The organism is Streptomyces sp. NPDC007983 (assembly GCF_042958345.1).
Taxonomy (GTDB): domain Bacteria; phylum Actinomycetota; class Actinomycetes; order Streptomycetales; family Streptomycetaceae; genus Streptomyces.
The window spans coordinates 336,760-363,392 of the sequence record NZ_JBIBJI010000006.1 but is presented as its reverse complement, the minus strand read 5'-3'; the positions used below and the strand labels follow the sequence as shown (position 1 = coordinate 363,392).

The window sequence follows — 26,633 nt, the reverse complement described above, 5'->3', positions numbered from 1 at the left end:
AGCCTGGGCCCGAGGGCGGAACCCCGGCGGGGGTTCGGGGCGGAACCCCCGCACCGGGGCCTGGGAGCGGAGCCCCCAGGTGGGGGCCGGGGGCTCGCCCCCGGTTTCGGGAACGGGCGGGGTGGGGGAAGAAAGCCCGGTCAGGGCCCAGGGGCGGACCCCCAACGTGGGCGTGGCGACGGAGCCCCGACGGATCTGGGACGGAGCCCCAGCCTGGGCCCGAGGGCGGAACCCCGGCGGGGGTTCGGGGCGGAACCCCCGCACCGGGGCCTGGGAGCGGAGCCCCCAGGTGGGGGCCGGGGGCTTGCCCCCGGTTTCGGGGAGGGGCGGGGTGGGGGAAGAAGGCCCGGTCAGGTCCAGGGGAGGGACGAGCGCCGGCGCCAGTACGCTTCCGGGCGCTCCGCCACGTCCTCCAACGGCTCCGGGAGACGGAGCGCCGCCGCGGTCAGGTTCGAGCGCAGTTGGGCCTCCGTCGCCGCGCCCGACAGGGCCACCGTCACCCACGGGCGCCGCAGGACCGCGGCCAGCGCGAGGGCGTCCGGCGTCGCGCCCAACGCCTCGGCGGCACGGCGCAGCGAGGACGGGACCCCATCGGGGGCGGCCAGGCGGCCGTTGGCCAGGGCCTCCTTGACGATCACGGTCCGGCCCGCCGCGTGGGCCTCCTCCAGCGCGGGCCCGGCCGACGGCTCCAGCAGGTTGTACGTGCTCTGGACCGTACGGAAGAGCGGAAGCCCGTCGGCCTCGACCTCCAGCGCGGCGCGGATCGCGTCGCCCTGCGCGGGCCCGCTCGTCGAAATGCCGACCGTGACGCCCTCCGCCGCTAGCCGGGCCAGCCGGGCGTGGAGGGCAGGGTCGGTGAGGGCGGGGCTGTCGGGGGTCACGGAGTGGATCTGGTAGAGGTCCAGGTGGTCGCCCAGCAGCGCACGGCTCTCCTCGCGCTGACGCTCGTACGTGGCGACGGAGTGGTCCTTGACCTCATGCGTCTCGGCGTCCATGCGCCAGTCCGCCACGTACGTGTAGCCCCACTTGCTGCCGACCACCACGTCCCGCGCCACGTCCGGCCGGGCGCGCAGCCAGTCGGCGAGGAATTCCTCGGCCCGCCCGTAGGAGCGGGCCGCGTCCAGATAGCGCACTCCCTGCGCGTACGCGGCGTCCAGCAGCTCGTGCGAACGGCGCCGCATCGCCTCGACGGTGCGCTCGGCGGGGAGGTCCCGGTCCCGGCCGAGGTTGATGTAGCCGGGGCGGCCGACCGCCGCCAGGCCGAGCCCGATGCGGGACACCGGCGTGGCGGCGGCAGCCTCGGCAAGACGAGGAAGGCCGGTGGACATCAGCGCTTCGCGTCCGCCCACGCGCGCTGCGCGGCGAGGTCCGTCTTGACCTCGGCCAGCTGCGCGGCCACGGCCGACGGGGCCGTACCGCCGCGCCCGCTGCGCGAGGCCAGCGCGCCCGGTACGTTCAGCACGCCGCGCACCTCGGGCGTCAGATGCGGGGAGATCTTCGCGAACTGCTCGTCGGTCAGCTGGTCCAGCTCGATCCCGGTCCGCTCGCACTCCTTGACGCACGCGCCGGCGACCTCGTGCGCCACCCGGAACGGCACGCCCTGCCGGACCAGCCACTCGGCGATGTCGGTGGCCAGCGAGAACCCGGCGGGGGCCAGCTCCTCCATCCGCTCCCGGTGGACGGTCAGCGTCGCCATCATGCCGGTGAAGGCGGGGAGCAGGACCTCCAGCTGGTCGCAGGAGTCGAAGACCGGCTCCTTGTCCTCCTGCAGGTCGCGGTTGTACGCGAGCGGCAGGGCCTTCAGCGTGGCCATCAGCCCGGTGAGGTTGCCGATGAGCCGTCCGGACTTGCCGCGGGCCAGCTCGGCGATGTCCGGGTTCTTCTTCTGCGGCATGATCGACGAGCCGGTGGAGAAGGCGTCGTGGAGGGTCACGAAGGAGAACTCCTTCGTGTTCCAGATGATGATCTCCTCCGCGATCCGCGACAGGTCGACGCCGATCATCGCGGTGATGAAGGCGAACTCGGCGACGAAGTCGCGGGACGCCGTGCCGTCGAGCGAGTTGGCGACCGAGCCGTGCTCGAAGCCCAGGTCGGCGGCGACGGCCTGCGGGTCGAGGCCGAGCGAGGACCCGGCCAGCGCGCCCGATCCGTACGGCGAGACGGCCGTCCGCTCGTCCCACTGCCGCAGCCGCTCCGCGTTCCGCGACAGCGCCTGGACGTGGGCGAGGACGTGGTGGGCGAAGAGCACCGGCTGGGCGTGCTGGAGGTGGGTGCGGCCGGGCATCGCGACGTCCGGGTGCTCCTCGGCGAGCCCGACCAGGGCCTCCTGGAGGTCGGCGATCAGCCCGCCGATGATCCGGGCGTGGTCGCGCAGGTACATCCGGAAGAGGGTGGCGATCTGGTCGTTCCGGGACCGCCCGGCGCGCAGCTTGCCGCCGAGGTCGGGGCCGATCCGCTCCAGCAGCCCGCGCTCCAGCGCGGAGTGCACGTCCTCGTCGGCGATGGTGCCGGTGAAGTCGCCGGCGGCGACGTCGGCCTCGAGCCGGTCGAGCCCGGCCAGCATCCGCTCCAGCTCGTCGGCGGTCAGCAGATCGGCCGCGTGGAGCACCCGGGCGTGGGCACGGGAGCCGGCGATGTCGTACGGCGCCAGGCGCCAGTCGAAGTGCACCGACGCGCTGAGCTTCTCCAGTGCCTCGGCCGGCCCGTCGGCGAAGCGGCCGCCCCAGAGCCGGACGTCGCCGCTGTTGCCGTTGCTCACGCTGTTGCTCCTCAAGGCTGTGGTGGTGGGTGGTGTGACACCGCCTTCCCGCCGCGCGGGCGGGAAGGCGGTGTCGTTACGTCTGGTACGCAGGCTACTGCGGCCTACTGCTCCAGGTCGCGCTTCGCGGCGATCTTGCTGGACATCCCGAACAGCTCGATGAAGCCCTTGGACAGCGACTGGTCGAAGGTGTCGCCCGTGTCGTAGGTCGCCAGGTTGAAGTCGTACAGCGACTGCTCCGACTTCCGGCCGGTGACGACGGCCCGGCCGCCGTGCAGGGTCATCCGGATCTCGCCGGTGACGTGCTGGTTCGCCTCGGTGATGAAGCCGTCCAGGGCCCGCTTGAGCGGCGAGAACCACAGACCGTCGTAGACCAGCTCGCTCCACCGCTGCTCGACCTGCCGCTTGTAGCGGGCCAGCTCGCGCTCGACGGTGACGTTCTCCAGCTCCTGGTGGGCGGTGATCAGTGCGATGGCGCCGGGGGCCTCGTAGATCTCCCGGGACTTGATGCCGACGAGCCGGTCCTCGACCATGTCGATCCGCCCGATGCCCTGCGCCCCGGCCCGCTCGTTGAGCTGCTGGATGGCCTGGAGGACGGTCACGGGCTGGCCGTCGATGGCCACCGGGACGCCGTCCTTGAAGGTGATGATGACCTCGTCGGCGTCCCGCTGGGTGGCCGGGTTCGAGGTGTACTCGTACACGTCCTCGATCGGCGCGTTCCAGATGTCCTCCAGGAAGCCGGTCTCGACGGCCCGCCCGAAGACGTTCTGGTCGATCGAGTACGGGGACTTCTTGGTGGTCGCGATCGGCAGGCTCTTCGCCTCGCAGAAGGCGATGGCCTTGTCCCGCGTCATCGCGTAGTCCCGGACCGGGGCGATGCACTTGAGGTCGGGCGCGAGGGAGGAGATACCCGCCTCGAACCGCACCTGGTCGTTGCCCTTGCCGGTGCAGCCGTGGGCGACGGTGGTGGCGCCGTGCTTCCGGGCGGCGGCCACGAGGTGCTTGACGATGGTGGGCCGGGAGAGCGCCGAGACCAGCGGGTAGCGGTCCATGTACAGCGCGTTCGCCTTGATCGCCGGGAGGCAGTACTCATCGGCGAATTCGTCCTTGGCGTCCGCGACCTCCGCCTCGACCGCCCCACAGGCGAGCGCGCGCTTGCGGATGACGTCCAGGTCCTCGCCGCCCTGGCCGACGTCCACGGCAACGGCGATGACCTCGGCGCCCGTCTCCTCGGCGATCCAGCCGATGGCGACGGAGGTGTCCAGGCCGCCCGAATAGGCGAGTACGACGCGCTCGGTCACGGGTTTCTCCTTACGGTTCATGCACTGACTGGCATAAGTATGCACTGGCCCGTATGTTTCGTCAACGCGGCTGCTCAGCGGGGTGGGCGGCGCTACGGTACGTGGCCGTGGCTTCCAGAACGACATCCTCTCCCAGGCGGCCGACGCGCCGCGACGCTCTTCGAAGGCTTCAAGGTCGAGGTGCTGGGAGGCCGCGTCGTCATGACGCCACGGAGCGACGTCCAGAGCTGGACCAGCCTCGACGTCCAAATGGCCGCAATGACGGCCGGGATCGACAAGTCCCGCCTACTGTCCGACGTACTGATCCGGTTCCCCGGGGAACCCCCGCGAGTACCTGATGTGACGATCCTGGAAGAGGGCGCGGCCGAGCCCTACTCGTACGAGGACATCCTGGCCGCCGTCGAGATCGTCTCCGCGGAGATGGCCTGTTCGCCTCGCCCGCCACCGCGCGGGCCGGACGAAGGCCATGGAGGCACTCCCTCGCCGCGCAACCTCACCCACCGCTCCCCCCCCCATCAGCCAGGCCGGCTCCGCGGACGCCGATGGCCCCCACGAGTGGCTCGTGGAGGCCATCGGCGTATTTCATCGGCAGCGACTTCATGCCAGATTTTCAATCTCCATCAAGACGCAATTCCATCCCATCTCGATTCTGACATTCTCCAGCCAGCCTGAGCACCCCTTGCAAAATCTCCTGCACTCCATGCTCTTCCGTCCGCGACAATTCGGTACTGATTTCTGAAATGAATTGACTCATCTCGCGCGAACCAAGGGTCAGGGTTCCATAGGGATCCACACGCCTGAGCATGGGTAGCTCACTCGATCCACAAAGGCGGGCGAATTTATCACGAAGGTCGAGAACAACCTCCACCTGCCTCACCCGGCGCCGCCTCGGACTGCTCCCGTTCTGCTCTACGCACACGAGAGCAACATCTACACCCATGGAGCCTCCTTGAGCAGGGACCCGACGTCACGCCCACCCATCACTCCGGCCCTTCAGACGGGAAGGCTGTGATCAATTTTCGATCGCGAACTATTACGCGAATATTGTACTGATCGTTCCCAGCCCCGTCCCGACCAATCGGGTTCGGGAACTTGTAGTAGTAAGCCCCGTCTCCGGTTTGTCCATCGAGAGTGCCGTCCAGCACATCCGGATAGGTGGCGGTGGGCCCGTCCAGCCTGGGCACGGGAAGCTGCCCGGGCCATGAAAGGCGAATCGTCTTGTCCGCTGTCCCCAGACGCAACAGGTCCTTGCCGTCTCCGCCGCCGGAGAACGCCAGATCGACCACCGCGCTCCTGGGCTCGACGCTCCCATCGGGACGGCGCTCCAACGTGGCGTCCACGGCGCGCCATGCCCCGTCATCCGCCCTTGCCCGCTGCGGAACCGACGACTGCTCCAGCGTGAACGTCCCATCCGGGTTCGCGAACGTCTGCGAGTACTCGGACCGCTGGTCAGTCACCTCCACCGGTTCACCCGATGCGGCGGCCCGCTCCGATGCGCTCATCGCCTTCGGTGCCGGCGACGCGTCCGCACGTGCGGCCGGTAACAGGACCAGCGATGCGGCGATGATCGCCCCGACCGACGTCCCCGCCATGGCGCGACGCGACGCACGTGTCCCGTCGCCGCGCATGCGGCGACTCCACCTCAACTCCACAGTCCCCACCACGGAGTCACAGAATCTTCGAATATGCGGCGAATAAATCGAACATAAAGACACAGCGTCAAGAGTGATCTGAGTGACCCAGGGTGCTCATGGGCGATTTCCGGCCCGATAGATGGGATGCCTGGCTGGCGTAGACGGCAGCAGACGCCGCTCATCGCAGCAGGTGACCGTGATTCATCGGATGACTGTCTTGACAATCGGACGCCCGACTTCCAGACTCCTCCACGTCCGCATCCACACACGGCTCGGCGAGGAACGGCGCGCAGAAGGCATCAGCCGTCCCGTCCGGAGGAGCCGGTCATGCGCGGCCTCACCCGCCTGTTCATCGTCATCGGCCTGCTGTGCGCCCTGCTGCCGATGGCCGCCTCCCCCGGGGCCAGTGCCGACGACGACCCGGCGCCGTCGGCCACCGCTATCACCCTGGACGGCGAGGACACCGGCCGGACCTTCGACGGCATAGGGGCCATCAGCGGGGGCGGCGGGAACAGCCGGCTGCTGATCGACTATCCCGAGCCGCAGCGCGCGGCGATCCTGGACTATCTCTTCAAGCCCGGCTACGGGGCGAATCTCCAGATCCTCAAGGCCGAGATCGGCGGCGACACCAACTCCACCGACGGCGCCGAGCCGAGTCACATGCACACCGCGGACGACCTGAACTGCGACCGGGGCTACGAATGGTGGCTCATGGCCGAGGCCAAGAAGCGCAACCCGGCCATCAAGCTGTACGGCCTCGCCTGGGGCGCCCCCGGGTGGGTCGGCGGCGGGGAGTTCTGGTCCGAGGACATGACGGACTACCTGCTGAAGTGGCTCGGCTGTGCCTCCCGCCACCACCTGTCGATCGACTACCTCGGCGGCTGGAACGAGCGCGGTTACGACAAGACCTGGTACGAGCGGACACACACCGCTCTCCGTGAGCGCGGCTACGCCACCCGGCTGGTCGGCGCCGACTCCGGTTGGGAGGTCGCCGACGACATCCTGAAGGACGACGCCTTCGCCGACTCCGTCGACATCATCGGCGCCCACTACCCCTGCGAGGGCGGCGACGGCGGAACGGCGCTGTCCTGCTCCACCACCCAGGCCGCCCGCGACACCGGAAAGCCGCTGTGGGCGAGCGAGAACGGCTCGCTGGACACCGACGTGGGCGCGCCCGAGCTGATCCGTTCGATCACGCGCGGCTACCTCGATGCCGAGATGACCGCGTATCTCAACTGGCCGCTGATCGCGTCGGTCTACCCCGGCCTGCCCTACGACACGGTCGGGCTGGCCGTCGCCGCCCAGCCGTGGTCCGGGGCGTACCGGCTCGGCAAGAGCCTGTGGACGACCGCGCAGGTCACCCAGTTCACCCGGCCCGGCTGGACGTTCATGGACCACGCCTCCGGTTATCTGGGCGGGGAGCGCGCGAACGGGTCGTACGTATCGCTGCGCTCCCCCGGCAGGAAGGCGTACAGCACGATCGTCGAGACCACGACCGCCACCCGCCCGCAGCGCCTCGACCTCTCGGTCGGCGAGGGGCTTCCGCGCACGCCGGTCCAGGTGTGGGAGACGGACGTCTCGGCGCCGGACGCGAAAGAGAATCTGGTGCACACCACGACCCTGGTGCCGGACCGGGACGGGCGGTACTCCCTCGGCGTACGGCCCGGCCGCGTCTACACCCTCACCACCCTCGACGCCGGCGGAAAGGGCCGCGCGACCAGCCCGGCGGCCCGCGCGCTCACCCTCCCGTACGCGGACGACTTCGACCGCTATCCGGTGGGCCGCGAGGCGCGCTACCTCGCCGATATGCAGGGCTCCTACGAGACCGTCCGCTGCCAGGGCCGCCGGGGCACCTGCCTGCGCCAGATGGCGCCGGTCAAGCCGATCGAGTGGCAGGACGACTCCGACGCGTACGCGCTCATCGGCGACGGCTCGTGGGCCGACTACACCGTCTCGGCCGATGTGCTGCTGGACCGGCCGGGGCCGGTGGAACTCATCGGCCGGGCGGGCCGCCAGGCCCGCCCGCAGAACCGCCAGGAGGGCTACTTCCTCCGCGTCGACGACAAGGGCGCCTGGTCCCTGTCCCGCTCCGACACCGAGGCCCGGCTCACCCCGCTCGCCTCGGGCACGGCCAAGGCCCTCGGCACCGGACGCTGGCACCACCTCGCCCTGACGATGTCCGGTACGACGCTGACCGCCGCCCTGGACGGCAAGCGGCTCGGTGCCGTCGACGACACGGCGTACTCCCGTGGGATCGCCGGTCTCGGCGTGGTCGGCTATCAGACGGACCAGTTCGACAACCTCCGCATCACGCCCGCCGCGAAGGCGCCCGCCCCGGCCGCCGTGGACGTCACCGCGCCGCCCCGGATCGAACGCGGCGAGACGGGCACGGTACGAGCGACGTTCACGGTCCCGGCCGCCGCCGGGTCCGGCGCGCGGGACGTGACGCTCACCCCGACCGCCGCCGCGCCCGGCTGGACGTTCGCGCCCGGCGCCGCGCACTTCCCCCGCGTACGCCCCGGGCAGACGGTCAGCGCGGAGTGGCGCGCGACCGCCCCCGACGCGCGGGACACTCCGGTGGACAACGTGCTGACGGCGACGGCGACCTACGAACGCTCCGGGGTACCCCACTGGTCGTACGGCAGCGCCACGGTCACCGTCCCGATCCCGCCGCCGACCGGCACCGTCGCCGTCAGCGATCTGGCCTTCGTCGCGCAGACCAACGGATGGGGACCGGTCGAGCGGGACCTGTCCAACGGCGAACGGCAGGCCGGGGACGGCCATCCGCTCACCCTCGGCGGCACGGTCCACGCGAAGGGGCTCGGCGTCCACGCGAACGGCGAAGTCGGCCTCCACCTGGGCGGCAACTGCACCCGCTTCACGGCGGTCGTCGGCGTCGACGACGAGGTCGCGCCGAACGGATCGGCCGTCTTCACCGTCGTCGGCGACGGCAAGGAGCTGGCGACGACGCCGCTGCTGAGGAACGACGCCGAGCCGTACCCCCTGTCCGTGGACGTCAGCGGCGTGAGCCGACTCGATCTGCGCATCGGCGGCGGCGACGACACCAACGCCAACGACCACGGCGACTGGGCCGACGCCCGGCTGATCTGTTCGGAGACGTGATGTCGGTGGGAGCATGGTCGGTGCGGGGGCGGGCGATCTGCGGACCGAGGGGGAGTCGGTGGCGGACAAGAAGAACCAGATGCTGATATTCGGCGTGGTCGTGGTGGGGGTCCTGTGGATCAACGGCCAGGGCGGCGGCGACGACAAGGGCGGCGGCAAGTCACCCCAGCCGCACCAGACGGGGCGGTATCCCGTCCACTTCCAGAAGGACGACGCGAAGAAGGACGGCAAGAAGAAGGGCACCAAGAAGCCGGTGCCGCGCTCGACCGTCTCCTATCCGATCAAGTTCGACCACCACGGCAAGTGAGGTCGATCTCGGCCCAGACCGTTTTCCCCGGCCCCTGCCGCTCCGCCACGCCCCAGCGCGCGGCGAGGCCCGCGACCAGCAGCAGACCGCGCCCGGTCTCGGAGTCCGGCGGGGGTGCGGCGGGCGCGTCCTCGACGGGCGGCCGTCCCTCGGTGCGGGTGTCCGCGACCTCGACGCGGAGAGTGGCGGCGGTGCGCGTCAGCCGGACCTCGAAGTCGCGGCCGGGGACGCGGCCGTGGGTGACGGCGTTGGCGGCGAGTTCGGCAACGATCGCGGCGATGAGGTCGGAGGGCCCGCCGCGGTAGGGAAACCCCCATGCGTCGAGTTGCTGGAGCACGAGCAGCCGGGCGAGGCGGGCGCCACGGCGGGTGGAGCTGAAGCGATGCGTGAACTGGTCGGAAGTCGTCCGTGGGTGCGCTGGGATTGACACGGCGTCACCGTTGCGGTTCGGCGAATGACCGGACCAGATCAGCTTCTCGTACTCTGAGTCAGCGTACGAGTACCGGTGGTGGACTGTACGGATAACGGACCGTGACCATGGCCGAGTTGGGCCGATAGTCAGGTTCAGTACGTATGGCACTACCGGAGGTGGCCGCAGATGGCGGACAACGCGGGCAGCAACAACGAACCGGAGTCCACGGACAGCCTCAAGACATTCGGGGCGGTCGTCAAGGTCTTCCGAGAACGAGCAGGCTACACGCAGGAGCAGCTGGCCCCGTTGCTCCGGTACTCGGTCCAGACCCTGGCCTCGATCGAACAGGGTCGGCGGTTTCCGCAACGGGAGTACGTGGAGCGGGCGGAAGAGCTTCTGGACGCGTTCGGGGTCCTGCGTGCGGCGGCGAAGTGTCTCGTGCGAAAGCCGGGCTTGGCGGCCTGGTTCCGCCAGTGGGCGGCGCTGGAGGAGCTGGCGATCAGCCTGTGCTCGTACGAGTGCCGACTGGTCCCTGGGCTGTTGCAGACCGAGGCGTATGCCCGTGCGGTCTTCGACAGCGGTGTGCCGCCGCTCGCCGACGGGCAGATCGAGGCCCAGCTCGGTGCCCGTCAGGATCGCCAACGTCTGCTTCGGGACAGGCCGAACACCGCTTTCAGCTTCATCATCGAGGAGGCGTTGATCCGGCGCCGCACCGGGGGTGCGGACGTCACGCGAGAGCTCATTGACCACCTCCTGGAGCACGCGGCGCTCCGGAATATCGAGCTCCAGATCATGCCGCTGGTTCGTGAGGAGCACGCGGGGCTGAACGGACCCATCCGACTGCTGGAGACCCCGGACAACGAATGGCTCGGTTACTCCGAGGGTCAGCGAGGCGGTTTGCTGATCTCTGACCGTAAAGACGTCAGCGTGCTCCAAATGCGGTATGCGAAACTGCGTTCACAGGCTCTCACCCCTGAAGACTCCGTGAGCCTGCTGAAGCAGATCCGAGGAGCGCTATGAGCAGCGAACTGGCCTGGTTCAAGAGCAGCTACAGCGGAAGCGACGGCGACGACTGCGTAGAGGTCGCCCTCTCCTGGCACAAGTCCACCCACAGCGGAGGCGACGGCGACAGCTGCGTCGAGGTCGCCACCTGCCCGGGCACCATCCACGTACGGGACTCCAAGGACCGGCAGGGGCCCCAGCTCGCCTTCTCCCCCACCACGTGGACGGCGTTCATACAGGGCATGTCGTAAAGCCGCAGCCCGGCCCTCGCGATGAGATCGCGGGGGCCGGGGTGGCAGGCGCGGCACCGGCGAACAGGAATCGAATTCACCTGTTTCCCCTCCCGGCGAAGCGCTGTTGTTATTCGTATCGTGATTGGCGGATATCTGCGTTGCTCTCTCGCACACGAGAACGTGACCATCGGCTTCATGAGTCCCTCTCGACGGCAGGCTCTTGAAGACATCGCCGACCTGTCCGCCTTCATGAAGGCACTGCGCCAGTTGAAGAGCGATTCCCGGATGTCCTACCGGCAGCTGGAAAAGCGCGCGGCAGCGTCCGGGGACGTGCTGCCGCGCAGCACCGCCTCCGTGCTGCTGAGCCGGGACGCCGTCCCCAGCCGCGGCCAACTGGCCGCCTTCGTGAAGGCCTGCGGAGACGGGGAGCTGATGGAGGTGTGGCTTGAGGCACGGGACAAAATCGCCGTGCGGGAGCAATCGGCACCGCCGGGAAGCGACGACGCCACCCCCGCGGTCTCCCGCGAAAGCCGAACAGACGGCTCTCATGAAATCGAGGCGGTTCGCGAGCACAGCGCCCCTTCGGTATTTCCGCGGGGCAGGGCTCTTCTGACGCTGGGTGCGGCGCTGGTGGCAGCGCTGGGTCTGGGCGCCTGGGGGATGGCAATCCTCTATCGCCATGGCACGCTCAAACCCCCCACCACCGCGACGACTTCCTTGCCCACCGGAACGGCTCAAGAGGCCGAGGGCGGGTTCACCCTCTTCGAAGGGAGCAGCGCCAACGGCTCGACGGCAGCCAGCATCGGCTACCGGAACTGGGAGACCCGGGACGGTTGGTACGGCATCGAGTACGTCATGCCGTACTCCCGGGACCAACACGAAACCGAGCGGGACGGCTGGGGCGGAACCCTGCGCATGCACTACGAGGACCGCCTGGGAACCCACACCACCGTTCTCACGGACAACCCCGACGGCGAACCCGACGCAGGCAAGGACAGCGTCCACTACGGCATGAAGAACGTGTGGTTCGAAGTCTGCGACTCCGGTCGACAGCACCGGCTTCGCGGCTGCCAACGCCTGCACATGGCCAGGATCTGAGCTTGTACGCACGGTCTGCGCATGGCCCTGGCTGTTAAGGTGACCCGCATGTCCAGTCCCGAGGCATCCAGGCTCTAGCCACCGGTCGTTCGGTGGCGTCTTCACCCATACCGCGTTGAGGCGTTGCATGCCTCAACGCGACCACCGGGCTGCCGGTCATCGGTCCTTCCCTTTTCATGCGGTAGCCGATGCGTGGAGCCTTCATGCCTTATGCCATCTATGTCCTCGGACTGGCGGTCTTCGCCCAAGGGACATCCGAATTCATGCTGTCCGGCCTGGTGCCGGACATCGCAAGCGATCTGAATGTGTCCATCCCCGCCGCGGGCGCGCTGACGTCAGGGTTTGCTGTGGGGATGATCGTGGGGGCGCCCCTGATGGCGCTCCTCAGCATGCGGTGGCCGCAGCGCCGCGCGCTGCTGATGTTTCTGACGGCCTTCATGGCTGTCCATGTCGTCGGTGCCCTCACCTCCAGCTTTGCCGTGTTGCTGGCCACCCGGGTGCTGGGGGCGCTGGCCAATGCCGGGTTCCTGGCCGTGGGGCTCGCGACGGCGACCGGGATGGTCGAGCCGAGTGCCAAGGGGCGAGCCACATCCGCGCTGCTGGGCGGGGTGACGCTCGCGTGTGTGGCCGGGGTTCCGGCCGGGGCCGTGCTGGGGCAGGTCTGGGGGTGGCGTTCGGCGTTCTGGGCGGTGGCGCTCGTCTCCGTACCGGCCCTGTTCGCCATCGTGCGGTCGGTTCCGCGTTCCGAAACGGTGGAGGCGCCGAGCGCACGCGGTGAGCTGCGGGCGCTGCGCGACCCCCGGCTGCTGGTGACGCTGGGGCTGGGGATGCTGGTGAACGCGGCGACGTTCTGCACGTTCACCTATCTGGCGCCGCTCATCACGAACGTGAGCGACCTGAACGAGACCTGGGTGCCGGTCGTGCTGGCGCTGTTCGGGCTGGGGTCGTTCGCCGGGGTGACGGTCGCCGGGCGGTGGTCGGACGCCCGGCCGATGCTGGTGCTGGTGCCGGGCGGAGCGGCCCTGCTCGGCGGCTGGCTGCTGCTGTCGGTGGGCGCGGACCGGCCGGGGGTGGCGATCGTGCTGGTCCTCGTACAAGGCGCGCTGTCGTTCGGTGTGGGGTCCACGCTGATCACGCGGGCGCTGTACGCGGCGGCCGAAGCGCCCGCGCTGGGCGGGGCGTTCGCGACCGCCGCGCTCAATGTGGGCGCGGCGGTCGGTCCGGCGCTCGGCGGGCTCACGCTGGGCGCGGGGCTGGGCTACCGTTCGCCGGTCTGGGTGAGCGCGCTGCTGGTGGCGCTGGCCTTCGCCGTGGCGGGCCTGGCGCGGCCGGCGTTGGTCAGCCGCCTCGGACGATGAGGAACAGGAACCAGAGGATGGGCAGCAGCGCGACGTACGACGCCGGGCGCTGAAGCACGGACTTTCCGGGGTCGGGGCGCGCCACATGCGTGGCGGGTCCCGGCTCCGGGAGCTTGTTGAGCTTCCCCCGGACCACCAGGTTGTTGATGATCGTGTACGGGTTGAAGATGAACAGCGAGAACGGGCTCCACCAGCCCTGCCACAGCGTGTTGGTCGTCGCCTCCCGGCGCATCGCCGTACCGCACGTACGGCAGAACGGGCCCTGCCACTTCTGGAACCGCATCATCAGCAGCATGCCGACGTGGCTACGGATGGTGACGTCCGCCGCCGGATACGCCGCGCAGACCCGGCAGGTGGGCGGCTGCGGAACCCCGGCCATCGGCTGGCCGTAACCGGGCATCTGGTGTGGCTGGTGGTAGCCGGGTGCCGGTTGCGGGTGCCCGTACGGGGCCTGGGGCGGCGCGGCGGCGTACGGGTTCCCCTGGGGCGGGGCGGAGGCGTACGGGTTCCCTTGCGGCGGCGCGGAAGCGTACGGGTTCCCCTGCGGCGGGGGCGGCATGGACATGGGATTCCTTACAACGAACGACGTGGTCAGCGATCATACGACCCCGAAAGCCGCCAACTTCCCGGCCCTGAAGGGCCGGGCCGCACGGGCGGGCTGCGGATGCCGTGTCCGACCGTGACCGGGTGCTCCCTCGCCACCCGCTAGGCTGGTCGACTCGCCTCCGTCCACCCACGCCGGGAGCGCCGCGTGATCCTGCACCGCAATACCGACCGCGCCATTGTCCAGTGCGACCAGTGCCCTGGCCGGCCGGTCCTCCCCACCCACCTCGAGGACATCGACACCCGACGGTGCGTGCGGTGTCAGGGTGAGCACCGCTGGCTGCCGCAGCCGCATCCGGAGGACCATCTGTGCACGGTCTGCCGCCGGGAGTGCCCGGTGTGCCAGGCGGTCACCGACCAGGAGGGCAGGCCCTGCCGCGGCTGCCAGGGCCGCTGCCGCACCTGCTCCGCGCCGCTGTCCGAGCGCCCGGCCTCCGCCGAGGCCACGACCCGCGTCGAGCCCGACAAGCGCAAGGACAAGCACCGCCGCTGGACGCGCACCTACTACCCCCGTGCCTGGGACCAGTGCGATGCCTGCCAGCGCACGGCCACCACCACCGACCCCGTCCGCGCCGTTCTCTCCGCGCTGCCGGGCAAGCTGCTGCGCGCCTGCGGGGGCGGCGTGCCCCCGGCCGTTGTGCAGACCGTGCGCGACGAGCTGCTCCGCCAGTCCGCCGCCCGGCTGATCGCGCGGATCGAGCGCCGCTGGTGGACCACCTGGGCCAACCGGCCCCTCGAACGCGAAGCCGACGCGGGAGAGGACGGGTACCGGCCCGACGATGTCGCGGTGTGGCTGCTGGCGGCCACCTCGTGTGCGGGGCGGTGCGAAGACGGCTGGCACCCGGCCCCGGCCGACCGGCCGACCGACGACGACCAGCCGTGCGGCGTCTGCCGTGGCGGATGGCTCCTGCCCGGCCACGGCCCCGACCGCCACCCCGACGAGGATGATGCCCGGCCCGACGACCAGGCGCAGGCCGCGCCCACCGCCACCAACCGCACCCCGGCGCAAGCGGTCGCCTACCGCCCGCCGCACCGCGAATGTGAAGGCCGGGGCGGCACCTGCGGCCGCCCCGTCACCGACCCCTACACCCAGTGCCCCAGCTGTCTGGGCTGGCCCCGCTGCGCGTGCGGCGCCCCCTACGACCCCGCTCGGGGGGACGCCTGCCGCACCTGCCGCTTGGACGAGCCCGTCTGAGACACCGGCTGTCCGGTTTCGCAGCGCCGGCGACGGCCCTGCGCACCATCAGTCGGCGCGGGAGCAGGCGGTGCGTGCCCGTCAGGTGGCCGCCGCCTGGAAGGCCTCCGCGGCCGCCGCTGCCTGGCGCCGGGCCCGCAACCGCGGTGACGAACCTCGGCTGACCGTGACTTCAGGGTCCCGCGGCCGAGCTCGGCAGTATTCCGCGGGCGACGCCCTCGATGGGGCGCCGCCCTCTGGTGCTGGTCAGCAGTCCCACTTGTTGGACTTGATGTACCCGGAGTTGCCGTTGCCGGGATCCTTTTCCCCCTTCGGGATGGTTCCACTGGTTCCGGTGTAGTTCTTCCCCCAGTACCACACGAAGCCACAGGAAGAGCCGTGGTTGTAGTACGACTTGAAGTTCTGGAAGACCGAGTACTGGGTCAGGTCCGCATTGGTCCCCGCGACCTGCTGCCGGTGACCGGTGTAGTTCGTCCCGGACCAGACGCAGAAGTACGTCGACGGACAGTCCGACGCCGCCTGCGGAGTGCTCTGTGACGCACTGGCGGCGCCGGCGCTTCCGGCCAGCAGGCCACCGGTCAGCACGATGCCACCGGCGATGGCTGCGACCTTCCTGTTCATGCGCATGCTGTTACCCCCTTCGAGACACTTGCGTGTCCGTTGTGGACGCGGCGTGACAAGTGCCGAAAGAAGACTGTCCCGGGCCGGGAAACCCCGGCAACGTCTTCCCAGAGAGGTGGGAAGACGGAGGCGGGAAGGCACTGCCATGCTTCGGATCCACTTCACCAGCGACGATCTGGCCCGCATCCGGCTGGTTCCGGCGCCCGACCCGCTGTGGGAGGTCCTGCTCAGCTCGTACCGGCTGCGCCATCCGGGCGGAGCGGCGTACTTCGGCGACTGGCGGCGAACAGTCACACCGCGGCTGGCGCCTTCGGCGCATCTGCTGGCCGCCTTGGCTCCCCCGGCCGGTTACGCCGCCGACTTCCTGACCCCGCCGGGCGCCGATCCGTCCCTGGCCGTGCACGTGGAGGCCCTGCGGCGGACGCCGCGTACGCGATTACGCAACGACCTTGAGGAGCTGGGCGACCGCCACCCCGGCCGCCCGCTGCCCGCCTGGACACGCGGTCTGGCGGAGGGCGATCCGGAGGCGGTGACAGCGGTGGCCGACGCCGTCACCGCCTATTTCGCGGCGGCACTGGAGCCGTTCTGGTCGCAGGTGCGGCGGCAGGTGGACCGTGATCGGGAGTGGCGGACCCGCGCCCTCGACGCGACCGGGTGGGAAGCGGTGCTCGCCACCCTGCATCCGTCCGCGACCTGGCACTACCCCGTGCTCGAACTCGCTTTTCCCGCCGACCACGACATCCACCTCGACGGCCGGGGCCTGACGCTGCAGCCGTCGTTCTTCTGCTGGGGTGCGCCCACGACGTTTCTGGACACGGAGCTGCCGCCCGTCCTGGTGTATCCCATCGAGCGCAGTCTCGACTGGTCGGCGCCACCGCACGCGCCTCGGCAGGCCGTGGCGGCGCTGCTGGGGAAGACGCGGGCGCGCGTCCTGGAGGTCGTCGCGACGGCGGCGTGCACCACCACGCAACTCGCCGAACGCGCGCGCGTGCCCATTCAGACCGCCAGCCACCAGGCCACGGTGCTGCGCGAGGCGAATCTGATCCACAGCCGACGTCACCGCAACACCGTGATCCACACGGTCACGGCTCTGGGAGCGGCGCTGCTCCACGGTGATTGCGGCCCGCCGCCCTTCTTCATGCAGTGATGCGCGGCTGGTCAGGCCGGGCCCGGTCACCGATGGCCGTGTGCGTCTGTTCACCGGTGGGCAACGCCCATAAGATGAGCGGCCGTCGCGTTCTGGGGGGCTCTCGTGAACCGTCTCCGTACGCTCATCATCTGCCTTGCGCTCGCGTGTGCCGCGGTGGTGTCGCCGGCCGCGGCCGTGACGCCGGGCTGGTCGGCGCTGCCGGTGCCGGCGGCGGACCCACCGGTGTTCGTGTCCGATCTCGCCGCGCGCGGGCCGGGCGAGGCGTGGGCGACCGCGTACGAGCAGGCCGCCGATGGACTGCGGCCGATGCTGTACCGCTGGGACGGCACGGCGTGGAGCCGGGACACGACCTTCCCCGGCGCCGATGAGCCGGGCTGGCTCGGAAAGGTGCGGTTCGTCGGCGACGAGGTGTGGCTCTTCCACAACCGGGCGGGGGCGGGAGAGATCCTGCGCCGGTCGGCGGGAGGGTGGAGCGCCGTCCCGCTGCCGCAAACCCTGTGGACCTACCAGGACTTCACCGCGGTACCGGGTGCCGCGTGGGTGGTCGGTGAGGACGACACCGGGCTGAAGGTGCTGCACTACGACGGTTCCGGCTGGACCACCCAGTCCACCCCGGACGGTGTGCTGTTCCTGATGGGGATCACCGCGCGTACCGCCACCGACGCCTGGGCCTGGGCGGACACCGCCACCGGGCCCTCCATCCTGCGCTGGGACGGCACGGAGTGGCGGGACGCGAAGGTGCCGCTGCCGCCGAACGGCAACGTGCACACGATCGTGCCCGAACCCTCCGGCCGGGTCACGATCGGCGGCAGCCAGTACACCGACGGCGTGGCCCGCACCTACCTGATGGCCTGGAACGGGCACGCCGGGCACGCCTGGCGCACCATCTACCCACCGTTGGGCGACACTTACACCGAGGCCATGGTGCGCGGCCCGGACGGCGCGCTGTGGCTGCCGGTGCGCAGCGACCGCGCGTTCCAGTCGAAGTACGCGCGGGTGGACGGCCACCGCACCACCTTCTCCTACGGCCCGCAGCGCACGGACGCGATCGACGTCGAACCGCGGGCGCTGGCGACCGCCGGGTCCTCACTGCTGTCCTTCGGGACCGTCGAGATCTACGGATCGAAACCGAACCTGATGAGCGAGCGGCTGGGAGGCTGACCATGGCACGCCGACTTCTCGTCGCGGCGCTCGCTGCCGCCATGACCCTCATTTACCTCATCAGCTCGGCCTCGGCGGAAACCCCGTCCTGGCGACACGTTCCGGTCCCGGCGCAGGTACGCCCGCAGGCCGGGCTGAACGAGGCCGTGGCGTTCGGACCGGACCGGGCGTGGGCGGTGGGTGCCGACGCCGTCGGTCGCGTGGCGCCGGGCTTCCCGCTGGTGCTGCGCTGGGACGGAACCGCGTGGCAGCGCCAACCTCTGCCCGGGATCGGCTGGCAGGGAGAGCTGCTGTCCGTCGCCGCGACCTCGCCGACCGCGGTCTGGGCGGTCGGCCGCGACTCGGCGGGCGGCGCCCGCCTGCTCCGCTTCGACGGCACCACCTGGTCCGAGAGTCGGCCGCCGGGCGGTGTCGTGCTGAGCAAGGTGGTCGCCGGTGGCGGTGAGACGTGGCTGATCGGTTCGCGGGACGGCGCGCAGGCGTTGCTGCGCTGGGACGGGCACGGCTGGCGGGACGTACCGGCGCCGCCGGGATCCGTGTACGGCCTGCATATCCTGGCGGCCGACGACGTCTGGGCCGCGGGCGCCGCCGACTCGGGTGCGGCCGTGTCGCACTGGGACGGGCAGGCGTGGCAGCAGACGATCGTGGACGGGTTTCCGCGGTCGGCCGTGGGCAGTGTGCTGGCGGTCTCGCCGACGGAGGTGTGGGCGGGCGGCACGGCCGGATTCGTCGGCGGCCCGCCGGGCCGCCCGATTCCGCCGCTGCTGGTCCGCTTCGACGGGCAGGCGTGGAGCCGGGTGACGGTGCCCACCGACTTCGGCTCCATCGACTCACTGGCGCCCGGCACGTCCGGCGAGCTGGCCTGGGTCTCGGTGGGCCGCTCGCAGAAGTGGGGCCCGCCGGGCAGCTCTCCGCCGCTCGTCCCCGGGCCGGATTTCCTTGAGCGGAACGGGCAGTCGTTCACCGAGCACAGCGAACCGGCGGTGTCCGGGGAGGGGCACTCCCGGCTGCTGCGGCTGGCACCGGTGCCGGGCACGGCGACGGTGTGGTCGGTCGGCCGCGCCGACGGCCCCGAGGGCACCTTCGCCCCGCGCGTCCTGCAGTTCGGCTGAGTCAGTGCGGTGTCCGGGGCGGTGTCCGGGGCGCGGTCTCGCGGGGGTTCCGGACGGGTTGAGTGTGCTGTGCTCCGGCCGCGGGGGTGAGGAAAACCGCGCTCACGATGAAGCCGAGGACGACGATCATGGCGGTGCTCAGTCCGTAGTGGTCGCCGAGGAAGCCCAGACCGGGTGGGCCGACAAGGAAGGCGATGTAGCCGATCGTTGCCGCCAGGCCGACGCGGGCGGCGGAGTCGGGGCCGGAATCGCCCGCGGCGGAGAGGGCCACGGGAAAGCCGAGTGAGGTGCCAAGACCCCACAGCAGCACGGCAGGGGCAACGAGGACAGGAGAGTCGACGAAGATGACCACGGCCAGTCCGAGGGCCGCGCTGAGCGCGCTGATGCGCAAGGTGCGGGCGCGTCCGATGCGGTCGATGACGAGTCCGCCACCCATCCGGCCCACGGTCATAGCGGCGGCGAACCCGGCGAAGACGGCCGATCCGAGGGACGCGTCGAGGCCGTGGTCATCGACCATCAGGAGCGGGAGCCAGTCGTTGGCGGTGCCCTCGGCCAGGGCCAGGGCCAGGACGACGCCGCCGATCAGCAGCAGCAGGCGCCGGTCCTTCCACACCGGGCGCGTGGATGCGGCGTCGCGGTCGGCGGCAGGGGTGGTCCTGCCGATTCCCGCGGGGATGGCGCGGCAGGCGTAGAGGGCGAGCGCCGCCGTGGCCACGCCGACGGCGAACAGGTGCCAGTGCACGGGGAATCGGACGGCGGTGCACAGGATGCCCAGGCACGCGCCGATGACGGTGCCGAGACTGAAGAAGCCGTGGATGGTGGGCAGCAGCGTGCGCCCGCTGATCTTCTCGATGTCCGCGCCGTCGACGTTGACCGCGACATCTCCGCCGCCCACGCCGACGCCGAAGAGAAACAGCCCCGCGGTGACGAGCGGTGCGGAGGTGGCCAACGCCCCGCATCCCATCACCCCGAGACTCAGGATCATGAGCAGGGTTCCGGCGCCGATGACCGGCCTGGTCCCCAGGCGCGCCACCAGCCGTCCGGAGCCGAGCACGCCGATCATGGCGCCCGCCGAGAGGCCGAACAGGACGAGGCCCATCTCGCTGGTCGAGGCGTGCAGCGCGTCGCGGACGTCGGGGGTGCGGGTTACCCAGGAGGACAGGGGCCAGGCCCGGTATGAGAAAGAGGGTGAAGAGGGCCGTTCAGCGGCGTCGCACCGCGTGGTCCATCATCGTGACCGATCTTTCAGACGAAGGGACAAGGCGCGCGCCCGAAGCAGTACATGTACAAACGTATATGTACGAACGTACACTTCTGTGGAGTGCTACGGAAGCAGGAGACAGGTGTGACCAGGAGCACTCGCAGCCCGAACGGCCGGTGTCCGACGTGAAACTCAGTGCTTCAGTCGCCGCAACCGTGATGGGCGCCGTCGCCCTGCTGCCCACCACCGCCCTGGCGGCCACCGGCGGCTTCTACTGGAGCCCGGACGGCAGCGGACCCCTGTCCGCCTCGCCGGCGAACCCGCAGTCCGGCCATTGCTACACCCTGCGAGGCAGTCAGCCTCCCTTCTACGCGATCAACGTCACCGACTCGACCGTGCACTACTACGCTTCGGCCGACTGCTCCGGTTACATGGGATCGCTGACCCCGAACATGTCCGGCAACGTCACCCGGTATGTGAAGTTCGGCTGATCAGCCGTCCAGTCGTGGGTGCACCCGGCAGTTGGTGTGGAGGTATCGGGCGTCGCCGTGTGTGAAGTCGTAGATCGCGACGGTCTGGGTGTCCTCCGACGGGTCCGCCGGAGGCACCAGGAAGTGCGTCTCGCTCACCGGGAGCAGTTCATGTCTGATGCGGTCCGGCTTCTGGAGGAACGCTGCCTGCACCGGGTCGAGGACCAAGGTCAGGTACAGCTTTCCGCCTTCGGCCGACACCTCGTACCGTGCGCCGGGGCGCCCGTAGACGCCCTCGTACCTGGACGGGTCGAGGGTCGGCGTCGCGTCCGGTGCGGGCAGGTCCGGGATGGTGACCGTGCCGAGGCCGGTCAGGATCTCGTTGAACACCTGGCGGTAGAAGCTCTCCCGTGGTCCGCCGTTCGTCAGCATCGCGATGGCGGTGCGCGAGTCCGGCAGGAGCCGTAGCCGGGCGTTGTGGCCGATCGTGCTGCCGTCGGTCGCGTAGACGGTTTCGCCGTGCCAGTCGCACACGACGAGACCGAGCGCCCATGCGGGCCCGAACATGTACGGATCCGGTACGGGCACACGCGATCGCGTCATCTCCCGGACGGCTTCGGCCGAGACGACGCGCTGTCCGTTCGGCGCCACGCCCTCGTCGAGCAGGACGTGCGCCATGGCGAGCACCTCCCGGGTCGTCGAGGTGATGTTGCCGCCGGGGCCGAAGGCACGCGGAAGGCGGTCCACCGGTGTGACGGTGGGGCCCTCCGCCGGGGACCGGATCAGGTGCCCGGTCGCGGCCCGGGCGGCGTCCACTTGCTCGTACCAACTGCTCGTGCTGGCGAGCCCCATGGGGCCGAAGAGGCGATCCCGCATGACGTCGTCCCAGCGCTTGCCGTCGCACACCTCCAGGATCCGCGCGAGAAGGGCGTACCCCAGCGCCGGGCTGTAACCGTGGGTGTGGCCCGGCGGGAAGAGCTGGGGCGCGTCGGCGATGTTCTCGACCATGCGCTCGTAGACGTCGTCGTCCTCGCCGGGATCGCCGTAGGCCTCCTCGATACCGCTGGTGTGGCACAGCAGGTGGCGAGGGGTGACCGTGGCGCTTGCCTCGGGGTCGGCCACCCTGAAGCCGGGCAGACAGGTCCGTACCGGCTCGTCCAGATCGGCTTTCCCCTCGTCGACGAGTTGCATGAAGGCCAGGGCGGTCCATGTCTTGGTCATCGAGCCGCACTGGTAAACGGTGTCCGTGGTGGCGGGTTCCCGCGTTTCCACGTTCTTGACGCCCACCGCGAACTCGGTGATCTCCCCGTCGTGGAGCACGCCGATCGCGGCGCTCGGAATGCCGTACTCCACCAGGAGTTCCGCGACCCGGGCCCGGATCCCCGCCACTTCGATCCTCATCGCGGGAGGCCGACCGCGTTCGCGGCGTCCGCCTCGAAGTAGTCCGTCGTGGCGTAGGCGCCGGCGTACGCCTCGAAGAAGTCCCGAACGCCCTCGATGGAGTCGTGGGTGATGATGTTCACCGCCTTCGCCCCGTCCTTGCTCGCGACCGCCACCTTCCACGCGGCGCCCTTGGGGAGCGCGGCGTATGCCTTCTTCAGGCCACTCCAGAACTTGCCGCCATCCGAGACGGTTGAGACGGCCATCACGTGCATCATCGTGTCCCCCTCTTTCAAGATGGGGAAAAGCTACGTTGCGTTTCAGATAGCGTCAACGTGGTCAACCACAAATCAGGAGCCCAAACGCCTATCGTTGCAACAGAGTTGTGAATGAACGCAATTCCGTCAACCGGCCCGTTGCAACGTACTGTTGGTGAACGCAAAGCGAGGAGATGCGCCGGTGCCAGGAGGCAGGCTGACCCACGACGACCGCCGGCAGATCGCGGCATGGCTCGCCGACGGGCTCGGCTACGCCGAGATAGGCCGACGGCTCGGCCGGCCGACGTCCACGATCAGCCGCGAGGTGGCCCGCAACGGCGCAACCGGCGCCTACCTGGCCGACCCCGCGCAGCAGGCCGCCGGACACCGCGCCCGGCGGCGCAAGCCGGGGCGGACGGCCGAGCCGGTGGCCGACGGGCAGCCGACCGAGGTGGTCCGCGGTTTCGTGGACGATTTCGCCACCCTGCTGGCCGCGACCGGGCTGCCCCGGATGACCGCCCGGGTGTTCGTCTGCCTGCTCACCGCCGACGGCGGTGGCCTGACGGCGGCCGACCTGGTGCGGCGGCTGCAGGTCAGCCCGGCGTCGGTGTCCAAGTCCATCGGCTCCCTCGAAGCCATGGAGCTGGTCGTGCGCCGACCGGACACCGGTGGGCGTCGCGAGCGGTACCTCATCGACGACGACGTCTGGCTGCGGGCGTGGCGGGCCGACACCGGCGCACACGGCGAGATCGCGACCGCCGCGCAGCGGGGCATCGAGATCTTCGGCGCCGACACGACCGTCGGCACCCGGCTCGCCACGATGGGCCGGTTCTTCGCCCGGCTGAGCGAACAGATGAGCGGCAGCACCCTCGGCCAGGCCGTCGCGTACGACGGGCTGACCGTGCTCGCCGCCCTCGTGCACGCCGGCCGGCCGCTCACCCTGGGCACGCTGGCCACCGCGCTCGGCTGGCCCCGGGAGCGCGCCACCGCCGCCCTGGAGGCGGTCCGGCGTCAACCGGCCCTCGCCGATCCCCTCGCCCTGCGTACCGTCGGGCCCGAGACCTACTCCCTCACCACGAGACCCGACCGCCTCAGCCCGGCGCAGCGCGCGGCGCTCTCGACGGCGAGTACCGCAAACCTGTGAATTCCGTCGGCCTTTGAGTCATCGTCCGCTCCCAGCCGTACCCCTGTGCACCGGAGCCATAGGAAGGGGACGGGCCGTGACGACGCTATTGAACAGCCGGGCCGGTCGGCGGCTGGCCCTGCGCCAGATTCGGCCACGGCGCTCCCCCGCCGTGCCGCTGGTGCTGCTGAGCTGGGCAGGAGCGGCCGCGGTGCTGTCGCTGTGGTGGATGAACACCCCGAACGTCACCGGCAACGCCGCCTGGCTGAACGGTGCCGGGCGGCTCAGCGGGCTGCTCGCCGGGTACGTCCTGGCGCTGGTGGTGCTGCAGATGGCGCGGGTGCCCGCGCTGGAGCGGCGGGTGGGGTCGGACCGGGTGGCGCGGTGGCACGCGATGAGCGGGCGGTACGCGCTGTGCCTGATCCTCGCCCATGTGGGCCTGATCATCGCGGGGTACGCGACTCAGGGCGGCGTCTCGTTCGTCGCGCAGACCGAGACGATGGTGCTCACCTTCCCCGACATGCTCGAAGCGACGGTCGGCACGGTGACCCTGGTGGTGATCGGGCTGGTCTCGGCCGGGATGGTGCGCCGTAGGCTTCCGTACGAGGTCTGGTACTACCTGCATCTGCTCACCTATGCGGCCGTCTTCCTGACCTTCTGGCACCAGCTCAGCAACGGCGCCGAGTTCGTGGGCGACATGACGGCGCAGACCGCGTGGTACGTGCTGTACGGCGCGGTCAGCGCGCTGGCGATCTGGTACCGGCTGCTGGTGCCGCTGCGGCTGAACCTGCGGCACCGGATGCGGGTGGAGGCGGTCGTCCAGGAGGCGCCCGGGATCGTCTCGGTGCTGATCAAGGGGCGCAAGCTGCACCGGATCGGCGCGGAGGCCGGGCAGTTCTTCCGGTGGCGGTTCCTGGCCCCGGGGCTGCGGTGGGGTTCCCATCCGTACTCGCTGTCCGCCCCTCCCCGGCCCAATCTGCTGCGCATCACGGTGAAGGCGGTGGGCGGGCACAGCACGGGGCTCGCCGGGCTGAAGCCGGGGACCCGGGTGTGGGCCGAGGGGCCGTACGGGGCGATGACCGCGTCCCGCCGCAGCCAGGGCAAGGTGCTGATGATCGCCGGTGGGGCGGGCATCACCCCGATCCGGGCCCTGTTCGAGACGCTGCCCGGCAAGGGCGGCGACCTGACCCTGCTCTACCGCGCCCGGACCGTCGAGGACCTGGCGCTGTGGGGCGAGCTGAAGCAGATCGCGACCGAGCGGGACGCCCGGCTGCTGTACGCCGTCAACGGCCCGGACGGGGCCCGGCCGGAGATCAGCGCGGAGCGGCTGCGGGCGCTGCTGCCCGACATCGACGAGCACGACGTCTATCTGTGCGGGCCCCCGGGCCTGACCGAGCACGCGTACGAGGCGCTGCACGACGCGGGGGTCCCCGACCGCCGTATCCATCATGAATCCTTCGAGCTGTGACCTGAGGTGGAGCCATGAAGAGGAAGCATCCGCTGCGCCGCATCGTCCTGGGCACGGCCGCCACCGTCGCCGGTGTCGTGGCGCTGCTCGCGCTGAAGCAGCCCGCCGGCGGCCAGAACGTCGCCGGGCCCCCGGCCGGGCAGGCCCCGCCGCCCGTCGCGGCCACCGCGCCGGGGACGGGCGGGGGCGCGGGTGGCGGGCAGACCGTCACCGGTGACGTCGTCGACACGCAGTACGGGCCGGTACAGGTCAGCGTGACCATGAGCGGCGGGAAGATCACCGCCGCGCAGGCCGTCAAGACGCCGAACTCCGGACCGCGCAGCGACCAGATCGCCAAGGACTCCATCCCCAAGCTCAACCAGCAGGCGGTGTCCGCCGCGAAGGTCGACACCGTGTCCGGTGCGACGTACACCAGCGAGGGCTACTCCAAGTCCTTGCAGAGCGCTCTCGACAAGGCGGGTACCAAATGACGTACGGCGATGACCAGTCCCTGCGCCATGTCGAACACGTCATGGGCACCGTCTTCTCCTTCGACCTGCGCGAGGTACACGACGCCGACCGGCCCCGGGTGCTGGCCGCGCTGGACGGGGCCGTGGTGGGGCTGCACCGGGTGGACGAGCTGTTCTCCACGTACCGCCAGGACAGCCAGATCAGCCGTCTGGGGCGCGGGGAGCTGACGCTGTCGCAGTGCGAACCGGAGGTACGGGACGTGCTGGAGCTGTGCGAGGAGGTCTCGTACCGCAGCGACGGGTGGTTCACCGCGCGCTACGCCGGGCGGCGGGCCGATCCGACCGGCCTGGTCAAGGGGTGGGCCGTCGAGCGCGCCGCCCGGATGCTGGCCTCGGCGGGCGCCGGTTCGGTGTGCGTCAACGGCGGCGGCGACGTGCAGGTGCACGGCGGTCCGTGGCGGGTGGGCATCGCCGACCCGATGCGGCGCGGTGAGCTGCTGGCGGTGGTGGAGGCGCACGGCGAGCTGGCCGTGGCCACCTCGGGCCCGGCCGAGCGGGGCTGCCACATCCTGGACCCCCACACCGGCCGCCCCCCGGCGGACGGCCTCGCCTCCGTGACGGTGGTCGGCACCAGCCTGACGGAGGCCGATGCCTGGGCGACGGCGGCCTGCGCGATGGGCGCCGAGCGCGCCCGCCCGTGGCTGCAGCGGCAGCCGGGCGCGGAGGCGTTCGCGGTGACGGCGGAGGGGGCGACGTGGCAGACGAGCGGTTTCGCGCGTTTTTCGGCTGAGCTGTGCGTTTCGTGACCGGAGTGCGTCTGCCGGCGGTCAGCGGTGGCCGCGTACCGCGTCGGCCAGGAGGCCCACGTGGCCGTGGGTCGGGTCCTTCACGGCCGTGAGGAGCGTGAGGGTGCCCTGCCCGGCCAGCTCGCGGAGGTGGTCCACGGCCTCGCGGCGCTCCGGTTCGGCCAGCTCCGCGCGATACCGCCGGGCGAACTCCGCGAACCGCTCCGGCTCGTGTCCGTACCAGCGGCGCAGCTCGGTCGAGGGCGCGGCGGCCTTGGCCCATTCGTCCAGCTGGGCGTCTTCCTTCGCCAGGCCGCGCGGCCAGATCCGGTCCACCAGGACGCGGGTGCCGTCGTCCGGCTCCGGGGTGTCGTACACGCGGCGGACCCGGATCCCGGGGCGGGCCCGCCGACCGTTTTTGTCTGCCATGTC

Annotated in this window: 26 protein-coding genes and 1 pseudogene; 15 read left to right on the top strand and 12 right to left on the bottom strand. The window is 70.7% G+C overall.

Annotated features, from left to right (window positions below; all coding sequences use genetic code 11):
- Window positions 1–350 precede the first annotated feature (350 nt).
- The 5 genes from ACFZCY_RS21430 to ACFZCY_RS21410 form a co-directional block, all read right to left on the bottom strand.
- Window positions 351–1,328, bottom strand: coding sequence for an aldo/keto reductase (locus ACFZCY_RS21430; RefSeq protein ID WP_391175319.1), 978 nt, complete (start codon window positions 1,326–1,328; stop codon window positions 351–353).
- Entirely contained in the window at window positions 1,328–2,758 is a 1,431-nt protein-coding gene (argH, locus tag ACFZCY_RS21425; RefSeq protein WP_391175316.1) for an argininosuccinate lyase, read from the bottom strand. Before argH ends, ACFZCY_RS21430 begins: the two co-directional genes overlap by 1 nt.
- A 104-nt stretch (window positions 2,759–2,862) precedes the next feature.
- Window positions 2,863–4,059, bottom strand: coding sequence for an argininosuccinate synthase (locus ACFZCY_RS21420; RefSeq protein WP_391175312.1), 1,197 nt, complete (start codon window positions 4,057–4,059; stop codon window positions 2,863–2,865).
- A gap of 610 nt (window positions 4,060–4,669) precedes the next feature.
- On the bottom strand, window positions 4,670–4,852 hold the full coding sequence (locus ACFZCY_RS21415) for a hypothetical protein (protein ID WP_391175310.1): 183 nt from the start codon (window positions 4,850–4,852) through the stop codon (window positions 4,670–4,672).
- Window positions 4,853–5,039: 187 nt separating this feature from the next.
- Window positions 5,040–5,687, bottom strand: a complete 648-nt coding sequence (locus ACFZCY_RS21410) for a hypothetical protein (protein WP_391175306.1) — start codon at window positions 5,685–5,687, stop codon at window positions 5,040–5,042.
- A gap of 333 nt (window positions 5,688–6,020) precedes the next feature.
- Between ACFZCY_RS21410 and ACFZCY_RS21405 the strand changes: the two genes are divergently transcribed.
- The gene (locus tag ACFZCY_RS21405; protein ID WP_391175303.1) at window positions 6,021–8,816 is read left to right on the top strand and encodes an NPCBM/NEW2 domain-containing protein; all 2,796 of its coding nucleotides are present in this window, start codon (window positions 6,021–6,023) and stop codon (window positions 8,814–8,816) included.
- 13 nt (window positions 8,817–8,829) lie between these two features.
- The gene (locus ACFZCY_RS21400; protein WP_391175300.1) at window positions 8,830–9,123 is read left to right on the top strand and encodes a hypothetical protein; all 294 of its coding nucleotides are present in this window, start codon (window positions 8,830–8,832) and stop codon (window positions 9,121–9,123) included.
- Here ACFZCY_RS21400 and ACFZCY_RS21395 read toward each other — a convergent pair.
- Window positions 9,098–9,553: an ATP-binding protein gene (locus tag ACFZCY_RS21395; protein WP_391175298.1), complete on the bottom strand. Its 456-nt coding sequence runs from the start codon at window positions 9,551–9,553 to the stop codon at window positions 9,098–9,100. The two genes, ACFZCY_RS21400 and ACFZCY_RS21395, sit on opposite strands and share 26 nt — an antisense overlap.
- A 168-nt stretch (window positions 9,554–9,721) precedes the next feature.
- Between ACFZCY_RS21395 and ACFZCY_RS21390 the strand changes: the two genes are divergently transcribed.
- The 4 genes from ACFZCY_RS21390 (at window position 9,722) to ACFZCY_RS21375 (ending at window position 13,226) form a co-directional block, all read left to right on the top strand.
- Window positions 9,722–10,555, top strand: a complete 834-nt coding sequence (locus ACFZCY_RS21390; RefSeq protein ID WP_391175294.1) for a Scr1 family TA system antitoxin-like transcriptional regulator — start codon at window positions 9,722–9,724, stop codon at window positions 10,553–10,555.
- Window positions 10,552–10,788, top strand: coding sequence for a DUF397 domain-containing protein (locus ACFZCY_RS21385; RefSeq protein ID WP_391175291.1), 237 nt, complete (start codon window positions 10,552–10,554; stop codon window positions 10,786–10,788). The genes ACFZCY_RS21390 and ACFZCY_RS21385 overlap by 4 nt, the downstream gene beginning before the upstream one ends.
- Before the next feature lie 162 nt (window positions 10,789–10,950).
- Complete coding sequence (locus ACFZCY_RS21380) at window positions 10,951–11,868, top strand: hypothetical protein (protein WP_391175288.1); 918 nt, start codon at window positions 10,951–10,953, stop codon at window positions 11,866–11,868.
- A gap of 203 nt (window positions 11,869–12,071) precedes the next feature.
- Window positions 12,072–13,226: a Cmx/CmrA family chloramphenicol efflux MFS transporter gene (locus tag ACFZCY_RS21375; protein WP_391175285.1), complete on the top strand. Its 1,155-nt coding sequence runs from the start codon at window positions 12,072–12,074 to the stop codon at window positions 13,224–13,226.
- Here the strand turns inward: ACFZCY_RS21375 and ACFZCY_RS21370 are convergent.
- Window positions 13,207–13,791 carry a hypothetical protein gene (locus tag ACFZCY_RS21370; protein ID WP_391175282.1) on the bottom strand — a complete coding sequence of 195 codons (585 nt, stop codon included), beginning with the start codon at window positions 13,789–13,791 and terminating at the stop codon, window positions 13,207–13,209. The genes ACFZCY_RS21375 and ACFZCY_RS21370 overlap by 20 nt on opposite strands.
- 186 nt (window positions 13,792–13,977) lie before the next feature.
- On the opposite strand from ACFZCY_RS21370, the gene ACFZCY_RS21365 reads away from it, so the two are divergent.
- Window positions 13,978–15,024 carry a hypothetical protein gene (locus tag ACFZCY_RS21365; RefSeq protein ID WP_391175279.1) on the top strand — a complete coding sequence of 349 codons (1,047 nt, stop codon included), beginning with the start codon at window positions 13,978–13,980 and terminating at the stop codon, window positions 15,022–15,024.
- Window positions 15,025–15,270: 246 nt separating this feature from the next.
- Here ACFZCY_RS21365 and ACFZCY_RS21360 read toward each other — a convergent pair whose 3' ends face one another.
- A complete protein-coding gene (locus ACFZCY_RS21360) occupies window positions 15,271–15,651 on the bottom strand; it encodes a peptidase inhibitor family I36 protein (RefSeq protein ID WP_391175276.1) in 381 nt (126 codons plus the stop codon).
- Window positions 15,652–15,790: 139 nt separating this feature from the next.
- Between ACFZCY_RS21360 and ACFZCY_RS21355 the strand changes: the two genes are divergently transcribed.
- The 3 genes from ACFZCY_RS21355 to ACFZCY_RS21345 all read left to right on the top strand — a co-directional run bounded on the left by ACFZCY_RS21355 (window position 15,791) and on the right by ACFZCY_RS21345 (window position 19,068).
- A complete protein-coding gene (locus tag ACFZCY_RS21355) occupies window positions 15,791–16,792 on the top strand; it encodes a helix-turn-helix domain-containing protein (protein ID WP_391175273.1) in 1,002 nt (333 codons plus the stop codon).
- A 105-nt stretch (window positions 16,793–16,897) separates the two neighbouring features.
- Entirely contained in the window at window positions 16,898–17,956 is a 1,059-nt protein-coding gene (locus tag ACFZCY_RS21350) for a hypothetical protein (protein WP_391175270.1), read from the top strand.
- Between the two features lie 2 nt (window positions 17,957–17,958).
- A complete protein-coding gene (locus ACFZCY_RS21345; RefSeq protein ID WP_391175267.1) occupies window positions 17,959–19,068 on the top strand; it encodes a hypothetical protein in 1,110 nt (369 codons plus the stop codon).
- A gap of 1 nt (window position 19,069) precedes the next feature.
- Here ACFZCY_RS21345 and ACFZCY_RS21340 read toward each other — a convergent pair.
- Window positions 19,070–20,246: pseudogene (locus ACFZCY_RS21340) on the bottom strand (MFS transporter).
- Window positions 20,247–20,487: 241 nt separating this feature from the next.
- Here ACFZCY_RS21340 and ACFZCY_RS21335 point away from each other — a divergent pair.
- On the top strand, window positions 20,488–20,760 hold the full coding sequence (locus ACFZCY_RS21335) for a hypothetical protein (RefSeq protein ID WP_391175264.1): 273 nt from the start codon (window positions 20,488–20,490) through the stop codon (window positions 20,758–20,760).
- Here the strand turns inward: ACFZCY_RS21335 and ACFZCY_RS21330 are convergent, their stop codons facing one another.
- Both ACFZCY_RS21330 and ACFZCY_RS21325 read right to left on the bottom strand, forming a co-directional pair.
- Entirely contained in the window at window positions 20,761–22,140 is a 1,380-nt protein-coding gene (locus ACFZCY_RS21330) for a serine hydrolase (RefSeq protein ID WP_391175261.1), read from the bottom strand. It abuts the gene before it with no gap.
- Complete coding sequence (locus ACFZCY_RS21325; protein WP_391175258.1) at window positions 22,137–22,385, bottom strand: hypothetical protein; 249 nt, start codon at window positions 22,383–22,385, stop codon at window positions 22,137–22,139. Before ACFZCY_RS21325 ends, ACFZCY_RS21330 begins: the two co-directional genes overlap by 4 nt.
- Before the next feature lie 193 nt (window positions 22,386–22,578).
- Between ACFZCY_RS21325 and ACFZCY_RS21320 the strand changes: the two genes are divergently transcribed.
- The 4 genes from ACFZCY_RS21320 to ACFZCY_RS21305 all read left to right on the top strand — a co-directional run bounded on the left by ACFZCY_RS21320 (window position 22,579) and on the right by ACFZCY_RS21305 (window position 26,222).
- Complete coding sequence (locus ACFZCY_RS21320) at window positions 22,579–23,520, top strand: MarR family transcriptional regulator (protein ID WP_391175254.1); 942 nt, start codon at window positions 22,579–22,581, stop codon at window positions 23,518–23,520.
- Between the two features lie 76 nt (window positions 23,521–23,596).
- Window positions 23,597–24,967: a ferric reductase-like transmembrane domain-containing protein gene (locus ACFZCY_RS21315; protein ID WP_391175251.1), complete on the top strand. Its 1,371-nt coding sequence runs from the start codon at window positions 23,597–23,599 to the stop codon at window positions 24,965–24,967.
- A gap of 14 nt (window positions 24,968–24,981) precedes the next feature.
- Entirely contained in the window at window positions 24,982–25,437 is a 456-nt protein-coding gene (locus ACFZCY_RS21310) for an FMN-binding protein (protein WP_391175247.1), read from the top strand.
- On the top strand, window positions 25,434–26,222 hold the full coding sequence (locus ACFZCY_RS21305; protein ID WP_391175244.1) for an FAD:protein FMN transferase: 789 nt from the start codon (window positions 25,434–25,436) through the stop codon (window positions 26,220–26,222). Before ACFZCY_RS21310 ends, ACFZCY_RS21305 begins: the two co-directional genes overlap by 4 nt.
- A 21-nt stretch (window positions 26,223–26,243) precedes the next feature.
- On the opposite strand, the gene ACFZCY_RS21300 is transcribed toward ACFZCY_RS21305, so the two are convergent.
- Window positions 26,244–26,630 carry a DUF488 family protein gene (locus tag ACFZCY_RS21300; RefSeq protein WP_391175242.1) on the bottom strand — a complete coding sequence of 129 codons (387 nt, stop codon included), beginning with the start codon at window positions 26,628–26,630 and terminating at the stop codon, window positions 26,244–26,246.
- Window positions 26,631–26,633 lie beyond the last annotated feature (3 nt).